The sequence below is a fragment of the Amazonocrinis nigriterrae CENA67 genome (genome assembly GCF_016056305.1).
GTDB lineage: Bacteria > Cyanobacteriota > Cyanobacteriia > Cyanobacteriales > Nostocaceae > Amazonocrinis > Amazonocrinis nigriterrae.
Window position 1 is genome coordinate 21,169 of record NZ_JAECZC010000039.1, and the last position, 15,853, is coordinate 37,021.

Here is a 15,853-nt window from a genome sequence, read left to right on the forward strand (position 1 = left end):
TCGTGCTACTATTTCGAGCAACAGTTGACGGACAAACAGGGAAAGCTAGATTTATGACTCAGGCAACAACCACACATCCACAAGCAACCACTGCCACCTTTAAATCTCTAAAGTGTAAGGAATGTGGTACAGAATATGAACTTAATGCCAGCAATGTTTGTGAGTTATGTTTTGGGCCTTTAGAAGTCAAGTATGACTACAGCGCTCTACGTCTAACTGTCACTCGTGAAAAAATCCAAGCTGGGCCAAATTCCATTTGGCGCTACCGTCCCTTTTTGCCTGTTGCAACTGACAATGTTATAGATGTGGGAACTGGTATGACTCCCCTGGTTCGTTCCCACCGCCTCGCACGTCGCCTGGGTTTAAACAAGCTTTATATCAAAAATGATGCTGTCAACATGCCCACCCTGAGCTTTAAAGATCGGGTGGTGTCAGTTGCTCTCACCCGTGCGCGGGAATTAGGTTTTACTACTGTTTCCTGCGCTAGCACAGGGAATTTGGCTAATTCCACAGCAGCGATCGCAGCCCACGCCGGTTTAGATTGTTGTGTATTCATCCCCGCTGACTTAGAAGCAGGTAAAGTTTTAGGCAGCCTCATCTACAGCCCCACCCTTATGGCAGTTAAGGGAAATTACGATCAGGTAAATCGCCTATGTTCGGAAGTTGCTAATACACATGGCTGGGGTTTTGTCAATATTAATTTGCGCCCCTACTATTCTGAAGGTTCCAAGACTCTTGGCTTTGAAGTCGCTGAACAACTTGGTTGGCAACTACCAGACCATATCGTTGCTCCTCTGGCTTCGGGTTCGCTCTTTACAAAAATTTACAAAGGATTTCAAGAATTTGTCGAAGTCGGTTTAGTGGAAGGCAAAGATGTCCGTTTCAGCGGCGCTCAAGCTGAAGGTTGTTCCCCCATCGCCGAAGCATTTAAACAAGACCGCGACTTTATTAAGCCAGTGAAACCGAATACAATTGCTAAATCGATTGCGATCGGCAACCCAGCAGATGGAATTTACGCAGTTGAAATTGCTAAGAAAACTGGCGGTAATATTGAATCAGTCAACGACGCAGAAATTATCGAAGGAATCAAGCTGCTGGCAGAAACCGAAGGCATCTTTACAGAAACAGCTGGCGGTACTACTATTGCAGTGCTGAAAAAATTGGTAGAAGCTGGCAAAATTGATCCAGATGAAACTACCGTGGTTTACATCACTGGCAATGGATTGAAAACCCAAGAAGCAGTACAAGGCTATATTGGTGAACCCTTGACTATTGATGCTAAACTAGACAGTTTTGAGCGGGCCTTAGAGCGGTCGCGTACATTAGATCGTTTGGAATGGCAGCAAGTTCTCGTTTAGTTGAAAGTTATGAGTTTTTGATTTCTCATACCAATTCTGTCTAAAGCTGGCCCTACAGGGCTTACGCAAAACAACACACTTTAGTGGCAATTCATGAATTGCCTTGACGTGAATCAAGCGCAACTTACATAGGATTGGTATAACTCCTTACTCTTAACTTTATTCCTAACTCTTTACCCTTCACTATCAACTTTTTTCTCCTATGGCTGTAACAGTTTTAGTTCCTACTGCTCTTCAGAAATTTACTAATGACCAAGCGACTCTAGAATGTAGTGGTAATAACATTGCTGAACTTTTAGAATCTTTAGAGAAAAGCTGTCCTGGTATTAAAGCACGTCTGTATGATCAAGATAAAGGAGAGTTGCGCCGTTTTCTGAATTTGTACGTCAACAGCGAAGATATCCGCTTTTTAGAAGGGATAAAAACAACTCTAAAAGATGGCGATGAAGTCAGTATTGTCCCTGCTGTCGCTGGTGGCTGAGGTAGAACACACTTAATATAAGATTGAGTAGATAAATTCTCAAAGCTTGCTATTAGGGGCACGGCATTGTCGTGTCCCTATATTGTTTTATTGATTTAGCTTGAAGAAGTATTTAGCAATTACCTGAGTAAGTCCCTGATAAATCAAAACATCTTATTGTAACTGTTTATTACTGATTGATAAAGGTTAACAGCTAACAGTTATCAGTCATCTGTACTTTAGTACTTTTTTCTAATCTTCCCTAAAAACACCTTCTCATCATCGGTGTTACCTTTAAGTTGTCAGCAGTGCCAACTTAATTAACTAATATTGTGTAAATTCAATGAAAGCAAAAATTATGAGTAGCCACTCAGAACAGTTTGCCAGTGATAATTACTCTGGCATTTGTCCAGAAGCGCTGGAGTACATGATTCAAGCTAATCAAGGTAGTTCGCCAGCTTACGGCAATGACGAATGGACTCAAAAAGCAACAGATTATTTTCGGGAACTCTTTGAAATTGATTGTGAAGTATTTTTTGCCTTTAATGGTACAGCAGCTAATTCTTTATCATTAGCAGCACTTTGTCAGTCATATCATAGTGTAATTTGTCATGAAACAGCCCACATAGAAACAGACGAATGTGGCGCACCAGAATTTGCTTCTAATGGTTCTAAACTATTACTTGCTAAAGGGGAAAATGGTAAGTTAACAGCCCAGGCTATCGAGGCAATAGTGACTAGGCGTGCTGATATTCATTATCCCAAACCGAAAGTTATTAGCATTACCCAAGCAACTGAATTAGGGACTTTATATACTATTGAAGAACTTTTAGGGATTAAAGAAATTGCTCAAAAGTATAACTTAAAGATTCACATGGATGGCGCACGCTTTGCCAACGCAGTAGCAGCAATGAATAAGAGTCCTGCCGAAATGACATGGAAAAGTGGTGTAGATGTCTTATGTTTTTGTGGCACGAAAAATGGTATGGCATTAGGTGAAGCTATTCTTTTTTTTAACAAAGCATTAGCAGAAGATTTTGACTATCGATGTAAGCAAGCAGGTCAGTTAGCATCAAAAATGCGATTTATTTCTGCTCCTTGGTTAGGTTTGTTAGAAACTGGTGCGTGGTTAAAAAATGCACGACATGCCAATCAATGCGCTGAATATCTAGAAAATCAACTATTAAAGATAGAAGGCGTAGAGATGATGTTTCCGCGAGAAGCAAACGCTGTTTTTGTCAAACTACCAGAGCAGGTTATTCAAACCTTAAAAAGTAAGAATTGGCAATTTTATACATTTATTGGTGTAGGAGGAGTGCGCTTGATGTGTTCCTGGAATACAACCAAATCAAAAATGGATGAATTGCTAAGAGATATTAAGGATGCGATCGCGTCCTAGTCAAGAGTTAATGGATGATGATTGATGACGGTTGACTGATGACCATTGATTAATGTCAAAATGAAGTTAACTTACACTTAACGGTGAGCGATCGCTCTGAAAGCTAAATTAAGGATTGACCTGAGCAATGGCAGAAGAACAAAATCATAATGAAGCTGGCGAAGTGGCTCCCAGCACTGTTGACAAGCAGGCTCCCAGTGTCGCAGAAGAACACGCTCCTAGTACAGACTCACCCCAAGCGACAGACATACCTACTGCCAACGCGCCAGACCCCAAAGCAGTAAACTCAGAAACTAACCCCAATGCTGCTAAAGTTGCGGCTGCATCTCCCAAGCGAGAAAAACCCGCAGCTAAAGACGCAACAGATGAAAAACCTGCCGCCAAAGCCGCTGCAAAAAAGGAGAAAGCCCCATCTGTTGAAGATAAGCCGTTTGTAGAGTTCATCGAGCAAGACTATTTGCCAGCTGTACAAAAGGCGATCGCAAAAGAAGGTGTAAAAGATTTACAATTATCTTTTGCCAAGCAGAAGCTTCCTATTGTTGGCTTTCAATCAGCAGAAGAATGCTGGCAAGTCGTTGGCAGATGGCAAAATGGTCTGCGCCAGTTTAATCTGTATTTCCCCGATGAAGATATTCAAGGGAAAAAAGGATTTTCTTGCAATGAAGGCAAAAAACCTAGTACTCTTGAGTCATTCCTCATCGATGAGCGCAAAATTACACTAGACTTGCTGATATTTGGTTTAGTGCAGCGCTTGAATGGTCAAAAGTGGCTAGGTTTAAATTAGTCATTGGTAACTGACCACTAACAACTGACAACTGACAACTGACCACTGACCACTGACAGTGACTTTAAAGTTCATGAAAGTGGTAAGTAACGGCTCCAGTAATGGGGTCGTTATCTATTTTGACATAACCTGATTTGAGCATTTCCTTGAGAGTAGTTTCTACTTCAGCAAAACTGGCTCCTGTTGCTTTCACACCTTGAGTCACAGTCAGGCTACCACCTTTGCTTTCTGCTGCGTCAATTAGTTTAACCATGAGTTCGTTACCAGTTGGGCGGTGAACTTGGGAAGCCACCACTGGTTGATTCAGCGGTACACCCAAAGGAGATAGACCTGCTTTGAGTCTAAAATTCTGTTCGTATTCGTCAACAATATTTGGTATCAGGAACAGATCTACAAATTGTCCAATACCAAACACACCACCAGTCAACAGCCACAGCAAACCTGTCCCTATCTTGCCATTGTATAAGCGATGCAGTCCTCCTAAGCCGAAAAACAACGCTGCACTCAAGATATAAGAGACAAGAAGACGTTCGTTATGCTGATTGTTTTCAGGATTCATCTTGCTTTCATCCCCTAGATTTGCTCTTGTTGTCTTAGATGGTTTTCCCATGCTGTTTTGTTTCATATCAGCATAGCCAGCAAATGGAGTAATCAGAAGTAGGATTATCTACTTATATTGTGAGTTGACTACCAATTCTGGATGCTCGATTCCGCAAATATTGATGTATTGTTGCAACTCTTAACGTTTTTGGTAACAGTTTGCAGCCTTTACCTTGGTAGACTGAACTTTATACAAATGAATTATTGTCGTCTGGTGCGCCTTGTGAGAGCATAACCATTAGCTTTCTCGTGCTATCAAGATAATAAAGAAAAAAGAGCAATCAAGACATGGTAGATTCCCTTAAAAAACCAGGCTTTGAAGAAATGCGGCCAGGGATTAAAGTCCCGGCAAAAGAAACCCTATTAACACCCCGGTTTTATACTACCGATTTTGATGAGATGGCGCGGATGGACATCTCCGTCAATGAAGACGAGTTGAAAGCCATTCTCGAAGAGTTTCGGACAGACTACAACCGCCATCACTTCGTTCGGGATGCCGAGTTTGAACAATCCTGGGATCATATTGACGGGGAAACTCGCCGATTGTTTGTGGAATTTCTAGAACGTTCTTGTACAGCAGAGTTTTCCGGCTTTTTGCTGTACAAAGAACTCGGCCGCCGTTTGAAGGACAAAAGCCCCGTCCTCGCAGAGTGCTTCAACCTGATGTCACGGGATGAAGCGCGTCATGCTGGCTTTTTGAACAAAGCGCTTTCAGACTTCAATATGTCCCTGGATTTAGGGTTTTTGACCAAGAGCCGCGCTTATACCTTCTTTAAGCCGAAATTTATCTTCTACGCTACTTATCTTTCGGAAAAAATTGGTTATTGGCGGTATATCACGATTTATCGTCACCTAGAAGCACATCCAGAAGACAGAGTTTATCCAATTTTCCGGTTCTTTGAGAACTGGTGTCAGGATGAAAACCGTCACGGCGATTTCTTTGATGCGGTGATGAAATCCCAGCCTCAGATGTTGAATGACTGGAAGGCTAGACTGTGGAGTCGCTTTTTCTTGTTGTCAGTATTTGCCACGATGTATCTCAACGACATTCAGCGCAAAGACTTTTATGCTGCCATTGGGCTAGATGCGCGTGAATACGACATCTATGTAATTAAGAAGACCAATGAAACCGCAGGTAGAGTATTCCCGTTGATGCTGGATGTAGACAATCCAGAGTTTTATCAGCGGTTAGATGTGTGTGTCAAGAATAACGAAAAATTGACAGCGATATCTAACTCTAACACTCCCAAATTCCTGCAATTCTTCCAGAAGCTTCCAATTTACATCTCGCATGGTTGGCAATTGCTGCGGCTGTACTTGATGAAGCCAATTGATGCTGTTCCCGCTCAAGGTACGGCTCGCTAAGTTCTAAAATTTGTGCAAAAGACTTAGTGGTTCTGTTGTGTGCAGAACCACTTTTTTTATGGAAACGAGCAATAAAGGTGAGAAATCATACCAATTTCAATAATATTTGCAACACCTCGATTGATTGACTATAGGGGCGTACAGCTGTACGCCCCTACAATGTATCTGTCCCATTCTTTTTCTAAATTGGTATTGGTTAAGCTGATTTTTCTAGTGTTTGGTGCTTAGCTGCTTCTGCTTCATAGCAGCGGAGTATTAATGATGCAAGTTTATCAATATCATTCACAGAGGCAATGATTACCTTTGATGCTGCATCCCCTAGTGAAGCTGGTACTTCCTGCACTTCAAAATTTGGCGCTAGGGATTTAACTTCATCTACATTTAGCCGAGTAATAATACTTTTTTTCTGCGAAGACAAATACAGTCGCAAAAACCACCAGGTACTTCTACCAAGATTTATACCAAAGTATGAAGCTGTATCCTTGTATTTGACTTCAAAATTGTAGCTTGTTGAGGCTTGCGTAATAGTTTTAATTTTTTCAAAAGCTGTAATTTCTTCAGCCGTAGTTACTATTCTTGATTCTTGAGGTTCTTGCTGTTTTTCCTCTTCTTCAATCTCTTGTTCTACTTCAACTTCCACAGGTTGTTCCATTTCCCGATTAAGTGAGCTTGTCATTAACTCTAGTAAGCTTCCTTGAATAGACTTTTTAACAATCGGCTTAAATTTATTAATAACGGCAGGACTAATGTTACCTTTAAATTCATACTTAGGGTCAGAGGCACGAAGTTCAGACACCAAGAAACGAATAAATTCGTCCGAAGAAGAACGTAAAAGATTACCTACAAGTTGAGTCATGCCGTTGACATATAACATTTCTTCAGCATGTCTAACAATAGCCGCTACATCAAAATTGTCACGATGAAAGAATTTAAGGTTATCAATATCTTTTGAGTCATATTCAAGAATATTAAAAGTGAAAAATGGCTCATTATCCATGACATGAACGGCACGCAGGTCAGTAAAGAAGCGGTAGACAATACCGTTAGTGACTATACCGACCTTTGTTGCGACAAGTGAATTAAAATAATAGCGCAGTTGCCCATCGTGTGCTTCAGCTTTTTGACCACAGGCTTTTGCTTCTAGAAGCATAACTACATTACCATTAATAGCTAAGGCAAAATCTACTTTTTTCAACGGCCCTGGTTGCTTAGTAGCAAAGTCTGCTACATATTCCGGCATCACTTCGCTAGCATCAAAAACATCATATCCAATAGCTTTTAAAAAAGGAAGAATCAATGCCATTTTAGTAGCTTGTTCGTTAAGACCTTTGTCAGCTTTATTACGAACGTGTTCAGACAGCTTGGCAATATCTTCAGTAAATCCCATCTTGCTGGCTCCTGGTAGATTAGTAGTTATGGATACAACATTTTTACTTAAGTTGAGTGATATAGGATACTATTAGCATTGTCGCTTCCCTTTTCACTCTTATTAGAGTATTCCCAAATAACTACCAGCTTGTAACATTAAGAACTTGTTTACGGATGCGATCGCACCTGTAGCCGATAAAAAGAGACTAAGATAAATAGTTACAGCATAAAAAGCGCTCTTTGCGTCTCTGCGCCTTTGCGTGAAGTAAAAATAAGATTCATCTGAAAATCGCTATGCAAACTTTGAGTATCATTAGCCACTTGACAACAGGGAGCAAATTGTCGAAATTCACCGTCAGCAGTGATTAAAACAATTTAAATTTACGCTGATGTACAAAGCTTTGGGGAGTAAGCTGCCACTATTGTTGTTATTCTGCTTATCTACTAGCTTTTTGCCTGCCTCTGGCTCAGTTTTATGCCCAGCAGTTGCCTATGACAGATACGATGAAGTAGGCACAGATGGTAGCCAAGGTACTTATGGACGGTCTGGTAGAAATGGTCGTGATGGTGAAAACCACAATATTTTTGCCAATGGTTCACCAGTAAATCTTGACTTGTCTGGTGAAGATGGTGAAGACGGTGAAGATGGTGAAGATGGTTATCGACCAAACTGCGATCGCGAACATGGCAAGGTAGACCATGACATTAAGCTACCAAATGGCGGTAACGGCGGCAATGGTGGCAGAGGAGGAAATGGGGGAAATGGTGGTTCCCTCACTGTCTACTACACCAATTTGGCAGACTTACGCAACATTTTTGTCCGTGCTACCCCAGGAGAAGGTGGACGAGGAGGACGGGGTGGTAACGGTACAGCAGGTTGTAAGTGTCGCAGGCGCAGTTGGGAAGTGGAAACCTGCAAAGGAACTCCTGGTAGCCCTGACTATAAATGTACTAAGAAACGTTATCAGTGTAATGACGGTAGCTATGGGCAAGCTGGTAGCTATGGTAGCGACGGTAAACAAGGGCGCTTAGGAATTTTGAGTATTGTTAACAGCAAAGAACCCTTAGCAGCTGATACACCAACCCTGAAGCTGACAATTTCTGAACTGACGGGTAAGCAGTTCAACCTCTCTAAGAATAAGTGGAATCTTCGTCAGGGGGCAACTTCTCTACTTGCTCCTGGTTCTATAATTGCCGATGAATACCGAGAATTTGAACAGCGTTTGGAAGAAGGTTTTCAACTGATTTGGCAGGAGAGACAACCCGTTGCTAGCTTTGGCAATCAAACTGTAACAGTGAGTTTAAACGACAGCAAGCAAGTAGAAGTTAACTTTCCTGATGATTTGTGGATTGATGCTAGCAGCAAAAGTGAGGCTAACTTGACAACATTTACTGTTAACCATGCGATTCCTAAGAAAGATGTGACAAGGTTGGCAGTGGCAGAATTTGCTGATGCTGGAGAAAATCTCAACTTGAAAATAGTTGATTTGGCTGCTCATTCTGATGTAATTCAAACTCAGTTTCGGGTGAAATTTCGAGTGCGAGATGATTTTGGTAGCTCTAATTACAAAACTGAATATGAAGGGGATATTCCCGCCGAACTTGTAACCCGCGACTATAACCGTTTTATCCTGGCTTTAGGTAAGTTGAAAATTGCTAGTGATGCTCTACGACCTGGTGTCAATGTTGATATTGAAGTAGTAGCAAATCGCTCTTTAGGCGAACGTTCTGCAAAGCAAACTATTAGCTGGCAAGGTGCTATTCGTAAACGTAGATAATTGCTATCAAAAGCTTAAGAGGATTTTTTACTATCAGAGATAATCTGTGAGAGAAAATTTCCTGCAAAATCTAACAACTGCTCTAGTAAACTGCCAATGATAGCAATGTAGAGTATCACCTGAATAATGTAATTGATGTTACCTGCTTTATAAGCATCCCAGAGGATAAACCCAAGTCCTCTTGGGCCAATCAACATTTCTGTGGCAATAACTGTAAACCAAGCTACCCAAATACCAACTTTCAGAGCATGAAATGTATGGAAAATAGCTGCTCTAAAGTTATTATTCTGCCTACGAAAATGTTGCATACCTATTGCAGTATTAATAATTATTGACCAAAGAGTGCCAATAAAAATTATGACTATGGTTGCAGGTTCGCTCTCTGTAAACAATATGAGTGTAATGGGTAGTAGGGCTATAGGTGGGATACTATGTGGTATTTCAAATACCCGTCTTAATACCTGATAGATTGTGCCATTTATGCCTATTAAATATCCGATGAAACTACCCAAAACAGCGGCTGGTATGTAAGCTACAAACAATTTTTGTAGACTTGCTAAAACATCTAGAAATATACTTGGTTCCATGCCTCAGTTCTCATTTGGAACATCTAGGGAATACTGCGGCAATAACAAAAAATACCGAATAGACAAACTATGAAAATTGACTTAAATTAAATTTATCAGATAACTAGAGCTTAATTAAAAAAATAAATAAATTTTCAATAATTCAATTATGAGATGCTTCTAGCCTAGAAATTCACAAAATACCATTAAAAATTATTTTTATATAATTAAATACAATTTTGTAATAGCTTGTTTATTTAGATATGATTTATAAAGTAAAGCTTAAGTTGTAGTGGCGTGGCAAGACTAAAATGTTGCAATAAATTTTACTGTGGGGCGGACTGGACAGTCTGCCAATAAAAAACGGGCGAAACGCCTATCCCACAAGAGGAAAGCTAATGCACAAATTTAGCCTTGACACGCGAGTACTTAATATTTATTGCGGCTTGCAATGACGTTTTTTCGTCCAAATGCGTAAATACTAAATGAAATCAGTTTATTTACCTAGATTACGCTTCATTTGTTCTAATTCGTCTTCAGTTTCCCAGCGGCGAAACTTTTCTTCTAAATCATCGAATCCACTTGAATAACTGTTGGTTGGATTCGACCAGCCATTGGTTTCTAAACGCTGCTGGGTTTGAGCTTTAGCGCGGGCTGTCTGGGCTTCAGCAGCTTTGGCTTGCACTTCTTGTCGCCGCACTTGAATTTTCCGCAATAGTTCTTGAGATTGGTTTATGCGTTCTTTCAATCCCTGCATGTGTCCCCAGCGCTGATTTCCTTCACGCAACAGTGCTGCTTCTCTCTGTTGGGCGGCTGCTGCTAAATCCTGTCTACCAGCATTCTGTGCCTTTTGCACGCGGATATGCCAACGCTGAATTTCTTGCGCAGTGGATAAAATTTCTTCTTGCGATCGCTTCTCTTGTAATTGTAAATCTGCAATCAATCTTAAAGTGTCTTCCTCTTGCTGCCGCAGCTGTTCTAACAGCGCCTCTAACTCCAAATGTGGATTATTACGCAAGAATTCTTCTAAACGGTTTTCCAGAAACCGACTCAAATCATCAAATAAGCCCACTGCCAGAACTCCAGAGGACAGGTGTGAACTACTTTATTGTAGTCAATTATCGCGGGGGGAAAGAAAATTGTTACTGTATCCTGCTGTGGGTGTTGTGGATACTGCTGCGATCGCCAGTCTTAATATATCTCAATGTGAGATTGCATTTAACATTTAAAGAGGTGTTACCCAATAACTAATTCCCCTACTAACTTTATTTTGAAACCCATATAAAGGTAAATCTTCTTTAGACAAACCCATATATGTCCAGTGTGGGATATCATTTTCTACAGTTTGAAACCAGCGATTTTGATTGAGGGCTTCTCTCTGCTTTCCATTATATACACGTAAATCAATTGCTAACCCCCAGAGGTGTTGTGATGCTCCGGGTGGTGCTACTAGACTTAAAATGGCTGTTTCTTTACCTTGTCTAACTTTTTCTAAAGTTGTGTTGTTAGCATATTTTCGCCAGAATCTTAAATTAGTGGCAAAACTGCGAGTACAATCACCTTCACCATAACCTGATTTAAGAGGAATATTTTGCAGCGATCGCGCTTTGTTTAAAGCTTCTGCTGCTGGCTTTTGTAAATAACAGTCGTTAGTACCGTTAACTTTCGCCATTGTCAGGGTACTTTGAAAATCTTTAGTTTCTTGCTCGCTGGCAAAGAGAATTTTTGATGGTAGTTTAATTGTTTCTTCTTGGTTTACAAATGCAGCACCATATGCATCGAGCAAAATATATTCAAAAGTACCAGGCTGAGGAACTGTTGGTAATTTATTAGCGATCGCAGACAAAAAGCGCTCTTGGTTGCTGAGATTTTGATTAGGAATGGGTGTAGGCAATATTGGATTTTTATTAGTGCAAGGTAATGAACTATTGATTAAGCATCCATTTGCTGCTTGAGCCTTTGTAACCAGTTTATGGGGATTTATCCCATTACTGGCAACTACTGTAAAAATAATAAAGATAACAATAGTGATAAATTTTGTTCTTCTCATAATTCGTTTCATACAATATATAAGATTTGATAATTTCAGATTATTTCAAATTTGACTGAGAGAATATGATCATATTAGGTTTTTAAATAAAAACAAACCATTGTTCTTAGCTATGATTAATAAATTAAATATTAAACAATTATATTTTATTATAATATAATATATAAATAAAAATAAAGCTTATATATTTCTGATTGGCTAATCCAATTATTTATAATTATAAATTATTTATCATTTTTTGCATCCGAAAGGCACTTTTTAAACGAACCGCCAAGAACGCCAAGAACGCCAAGGTAAGAGAAATAGTACGGTTAATAAATTATTGAGATTGGTTGGAGTTTACTAGTTATTTTGATAGCTTGCTTATGAGCAAAATACCTCCAGGAAAGCACTGGATAAGTTAAAATTATCAATAACTCTTAAGTTTGCTAAACCTGTAAGTATGACCATGCACAATTCCGTTGAATTCCAAGACGCTTTTGATGTGATTGTCGTCGGTGCAGGTCACTCCGGTTGCGAAGCAGCACTCGCCGCTGCCCGCCTCGGCTGTCGGACTCTGCTACTGACACTCAACTTAGATAAAATCGCTTGGCAACCTTGTAACCCAGCGGTAGGTGGCCCTGCTAAATCTCAGTTGACCCATGAGGTGGATGCACTGGGCGGGGAAATTGGTAAAATGGCAGACCGTACCTATCTGCAAAAGCGTATCCTCAACTCTTCACGAGGGCCTGCGGTTTGGGCATTACGCGCCCAGACTGATAAGCGCGAATACGCAGCAGTGATGAAAAATATTGTTGAGAACCAAGAAAATTTGACCATCCGCGAAGGTATGGCTACAGACTTGGTGCTGGGTGCTAACGATGAAGTGATTGGGGTTGAAACTTACTTCGGCGTGGCGTTTGAGTGCAAAGCAGTAATCTTGACAACTGGCACCTTCTTGGGAGGTAAGATTTGGGTTGGTAACAAATCTATGCCAGCAGGACGGGCTGGGGAATTTGCTGCTGAGGGATTGACACAAACTCTCAATCGCCTAGGATTTGAAACTGGACGGTTGAAGACTGGTACACCAGCGCGGGTAGACAAGCGATCGGTTGATTACAGTAAAATGGCAATCCAGCCAGGTGATGAAGAAGTTGGCTGGTTTAGCTTTGACCCAGAGGTGTGGGTAGAAAGGGAACAGATGCCTTGCTACATTACCCGCACCACCCCGGAAACTCATCGCTTAATTCAGGAAAATTTACACCTATCGCCTGTTTATGGTGGTTGGGTGGATGCCAAAGGGCCTCGTTATTGCCCCAGCATTGAAGATAAGATTGTGCGCTTTGCCGATAAGGAAAGTCACCAAATCTTTATTGAACCAGAAGGACGGGATATACCAGAACTATATATCCAAGGGTTTTCTACAGGGTTGCCAGAAAATTTACAACTACAAATGTTACGTAGTCTCCCTGGTTTAGAAAACTGCTTCATGTTACGTCCGGCTTATGCTGTGGAATATGACTATTTACCAGCTACACAGTGTTATCCCACACTGATGACAAAAAAAATCGCCGGGTTGTTTTGCGCTGGACAAATTAACGGCACAACAGGTTATGAAGAAGCCGCAGCCCAAGGTATTGTGGCAGGAATTAACGCCGCCCGATTTGTTCGCGGTCAGGAAATGATTATTTTCCCGCGTGAGCAAAGTTATATTGGGACGCTGGTTGATGATTTGTGTACAAAAGACTTACGGGAACCTTACCGAATGCTTACCAGTAGGTCTGAATATCGGTTACTACTGCGTTCTGATAATGCTGACCAACGCCTGACACCTCTAGGACGGGAAATTGGCTTAATTGATGACCGCCGCTGGGAAATGTTTATCCACAAACAAGCACAAATTACCAGCGAAAAAGAACGGCTATACGCCACCAGAATCAAAGAACATGATGAAATCGGGATTGCGATCGCAACTGTTTCTGGACAAGCAATTAAAGGTTCCATTACCCTAGCCGACTTACTGCGTCGTCCGGAATTTCATTACGTTGACCTCGAAAGTTACGGACTGGGAAACCCCGAACTCAACTCTTGTGAAAAACAAGGCGCAGAAATTGACATCAAGTATTCTGGTTATCTTGCCAGACAACAAAATCAGATTGAACAGATTGCCCGTCAAGCACATCGCCAGTTGCCTGCGGATTTGGATTATACAACAATTGATACCCTTTCCAAAGAAGCGCGGGAAAAGCTAAGTAAGGTAAAACCCCTGACAATTGGTCAAGCAGCACGTATTGGTGGCGTAAATCCAGCCGATATTAACGCTTTGTTAATATATTTAGAATTGCGTAAAACCAAGTCCCAGTCAGTGTTTACAGCATTAACTTCACTTAAACTTCATGAAGGGTGAGTATAGTAGATAAAGAGGAGATTAGTATGATAGATGACATGAATTAGGTACTGGCATCATCAGCAGTCTCCGGATTCAACTTGAACTTAATATTACCAAGCAATCAACTCGTCTAGGTTTAGACGAGCGATTGGATATTTGTTCAAAAATCCTGATTCTCAGGCAGTAGGGGCGGCGTGCCCCATACTAGCAGCCATAACCCAAAATGCCTATGTTACAAGCAGCCAGCACCCATCTTATTATTCCAGAACCATCAGAGGACTTGCTCGCCAACGAGCCTTGGTCGATAGATATCTATGCTGATGGCTTAATGGATGAACTCTTTGCGGATATCGACGAAATTTTAGATTTTAGTGGAAATTTGCCTTCCCAAACTGGGAGGAATGGCAAGCGTGCAACACGTAGTTCTAGGGAAGAAATTAACCCACGCGAATGGTTTTACAAGTCGGCAAACCCTTCAGAACCAGTAACTCCAGAAGATCAGCAACCGCAGACAGTTAATGTACCACAAATTGTCTTGCCAAGTACACTCAAAAAGACTGCACAAACCGTTACTCAAGTCAGGAAAAATCATTTGAGTACCGTTGTGGTTGATACTCCGAGTGTCACAGCAGTTAGCCAAAGACTTCAGCTAACCAAGCATGGTTTAGGCAAACTGCTGATCTTGGGAACAACCATTGGTGTTGCGATCGCTGGTACGCTCTACCTAGTACACTCTGGAGTACTAATGCTTCTAGGTTCCAGATTGACTCAGCAAATTTATGTGCCACAATCCCAGTCACAGTTGTATAACAAACCTGAAGTTGAGGCTGAGTTAATTGACTATATGCTGGGAGCGCTGACAATTATAGATCAGCAAGGCGCAATCAATAATCAACAATCTGCCCGTCCAGCATTCACTAATAGGATAGTCTCTAACCCCAACACCATTGCTTTTGCTAACACTCAACCTGTTGGTAACTTGCCGCCTACCCTAGCTGCCAACAATACACCACTCACTCCTAACCGTTCTGCCAGCGTCGTTGAGCGGATTTATATCCCTGTTTATCAAGCGCCGTCGCCAATGCGCTACGCGCCGCCACCCATTCCTGGCGCTCCTAGAATCATATCGCCATTAGCAACTAATTCTCAGCTACCTCAACTACCTGTCGTCAAAACTGCTTTGAATCAGGTAAATAAAGCAGCCAAACCTATAAGTGTTAACACGAGGGCTAATGCTGTACGTCCAGAACTGAAACCTGTACCTGTGCGAACTGCACCAATCACTGTGCGGCAACAACCCAATCCTCTGCCTGCCTTACCAGTTGTGCCATTTGGTACAGCAGTACCAAATTTATCTGCCCCCACAGCGCCCACTCCCTCACCAACTACCCAGCAACAGGAATATTTGCCCACTTCTACCGCAGCTATTCCCAGCCATACCTTAGAGGGATTACTAGAGTCAGGTAAAAAATCTGTGGCTTTATTTCAAGTTGACGGTGTGACTCATCGCGTTAACATCGGAGAAAGCATTGGCTCAAGTGGTTGGACACTAGTAGATGTTAGCAACGGTGAAGCTGTAGTTCGCCGTAACGGTGAAGTGCGCTCAATTTATGCAGGACAAAAGCTGTAAAATTTGCAGCGATCGCTTTGAGGTTGGTAAAGAATTAAAAATGCAATCTTAACTATCCAATTTAAATGCATTTTAGCTGAGCAAAAAATAGCGATCGCTTCTCAAATTATCATGTATAGCAAAGTGC

Annotated in this window: 13 protein-coding genes; 8 read left to right on the plus strand and 5 right to left on the minus strand. The window is 41.4% G+C overall.

From position 1 onward, the window contains the following. The first annotated feature begins 53 nt into the window (after nt 1-53). The 4 genes from thrC (at nt 54) to I8748_RS19085 (ending at nt 4,001) form a co-directional block, all read left to right on the plus strand. Nucleotides 54-1,358, plus strand: coding sequence for a threonine synthase (gene thrC, locus I8748_RS19070; RefSeq protein ID WP_198126141.1), 1,305 nt, complete (start codon nt 54-56; stop codon nt 1,356-1,358). A gap of 202 nt (nt 1,359-1,560) precedes the next feature. Continuing rightward, nucleotides 1,561-1,839 carry a MoaD/ThiS family protein gene (locus tag I8748_RS19075; protein ID WP_198126142.1) on the plus strand — a complete coding sequence of 93 codons (279 nt, stop codon included), beginning with the start codon at nt 1,561-1,563 and terminating at the stop codon, nt 1,837-1,839. Between the two features lie 337 nt (nt 1,840-2,176). Further along, entirely contained in the window at nt 2,177-3,217 is a 1,041-nt protein-coding gene (locus I8748_RS19080; protein ID WP_198126143.1) for a threonine aldolase family protein, read from the plus strand. 127 nt (nt 3,218-3,344) lie between these two features. Further along, nucleotides 3,345-4,001 carry a DUF2996 domain-containing protein gene (locus I8748_RS19085; protein ID WP_198126144.1) on the plus strand — a complete coding sequence of 219 codons (657 nt, stop codon included), beginning with the start codon at nt 3,345-3,347 and terminating at the stop codon, nt 3,999-4,001. A 64-nt stretch (nt 4,002-4,065) separates the two neighbouring features. Here the strand turns inward: I8748_RS19085 and I8748_RS19090 are convergent, their stop codons facing one another. Continuing rightward, nucleotides 4,066-4,560 carry a TM2 domain-containing protein gene (locus I8748_RS19090; RefSeq protein ID WP_198126163.1) on the minus strand — a complete coding sequence of 165 codons (495 nt, stop codon included), beginning with the start codon at nt 4,558-4,560 and terminating at the stop codon, nt 4,066-4,068. A 329-nt stretch (nt 4,561-4,889) separates the two neighbouring features. On the opposite strand from I8748_RS19090, the gene acsF reads away from it, so the two are divergent. Then, entirely contained in the window at nt 4,890-5,966 is a 1,077-nt protein-coding gene (gene acsF, locus I8748_RS19095; protein WP_198126145.1) for a magnesium-protoporphyrin IX monomethyl ester (oxidative) cyclase, read from the plus strand. A 196-nt stretch (nt 5,967-6,162) separates the two neighbouring features. On the opposite strand, the gene I8748_RS19100 is transcribed toward acsF, so the two are convergent. Then, nucleotides 6,163-7,353, minus strand: a complete 1,191-nt coding sequence (locus I8748_RS19100; protein ID WP_198126146.1) for a restriction endonuclease subunit R — start codon at nt 7,351-7,353, stop codon at nt 6,163-6,165. 370 nt (nt 7,354-7,723) lie between these two features. On the opposite strand from I8748_RS19100, the gene I8748_RS19105 reads away from it, so the two are divergent. Beyond that, nucleotides 7,724-9,112 (plus strand): collagen-like protein, encoded by a 1,389-nt coding sequence (locus I8748_RS19105; protein ID WP_198126147.1) that lies wholly within the window; start codon nt 7,724-7,726, stop codon nt 9,110-9,112. A gap of 14 nt (nt 9,113-9,126) precedes the next feature. Here I8748_RS19105 and I8748_RS19110 read toward each other — a convergent pair whose 3' ends face one another. The 3 genes from I8748_RS19110 to I8748_RS19120 form a co-directional block, all read right to left on the minus strand. Further along, nucleotides 9,127-9,699, minus strand: a complete 573-nt coding sequence (locus tag I8748_RS19110; protein ID WP_198126148.1) for an ABC transporter permease — start codon at nt 9,697-9,699, stop codon at nt 9,127-9,129. A 475-nt stretch (nt 9,700-10,174) separates the two neighbouring features. Next, complete coding sequence (locus tag I8748_RS19115) at nt 10,175-10,750, minus strand: TIGR04376 family protein (protein WP_198126149.1); 576 nt, start codon at nt 10,748-10,750, stop codon at nt 10,175-10,177. A 153-nt stretch (nt 10,751-10,903) separates the two neighbouring features. After that, nucleotides 10,904-11,740: a D-alanyl-D-alanine carboxypeptidase family protein gene (locus tag I8748_RS19120; protein ID WP_198126150.1), complete on the minus strand. Its 837-nt coding sequence runs from the start codon at nt 11,738-11,740 to the stop codon at nt 10,904-10,906. Between the two features lie 430 nt (nt 11,741-12,170). Here I8748_RS19120 and mnmG point away from each other — a divergent pair, with 430 nt between their 5' ends. Together mnmG and I8748_RS19130 are read left to right on the plus strand one after the other, a co-directional pair. Beyond that, nucleotides 12,171-14,114 carry a tRNA uridine-5-carboxymethylaminomethyl(34) synthesis enzyme MnmG gene (gene mnmG / locus I8748_RS19125; RefSeq protein ID WP_198126151.1) on the plus strand — a complete coding sequence of 648 codons (1,944 nt, stop codon included), beginning with the start codon at nt 12,171-12,173 and terminating at the stop codon, nt 14,112-14,114. 205 nt (nt 14,115-14,319) lie between these two features. Continuing rightward, entirely contained in the window at nt 14,320-15,726 is a 1,407-nt protein-coding gene (locus I8748_RS19130; protein ID WP_318781245.1) for a hypothetical protein, read from the plus strand. Nucleotides 15,727-15,853 lie beyond the last annotated feature (127 nt).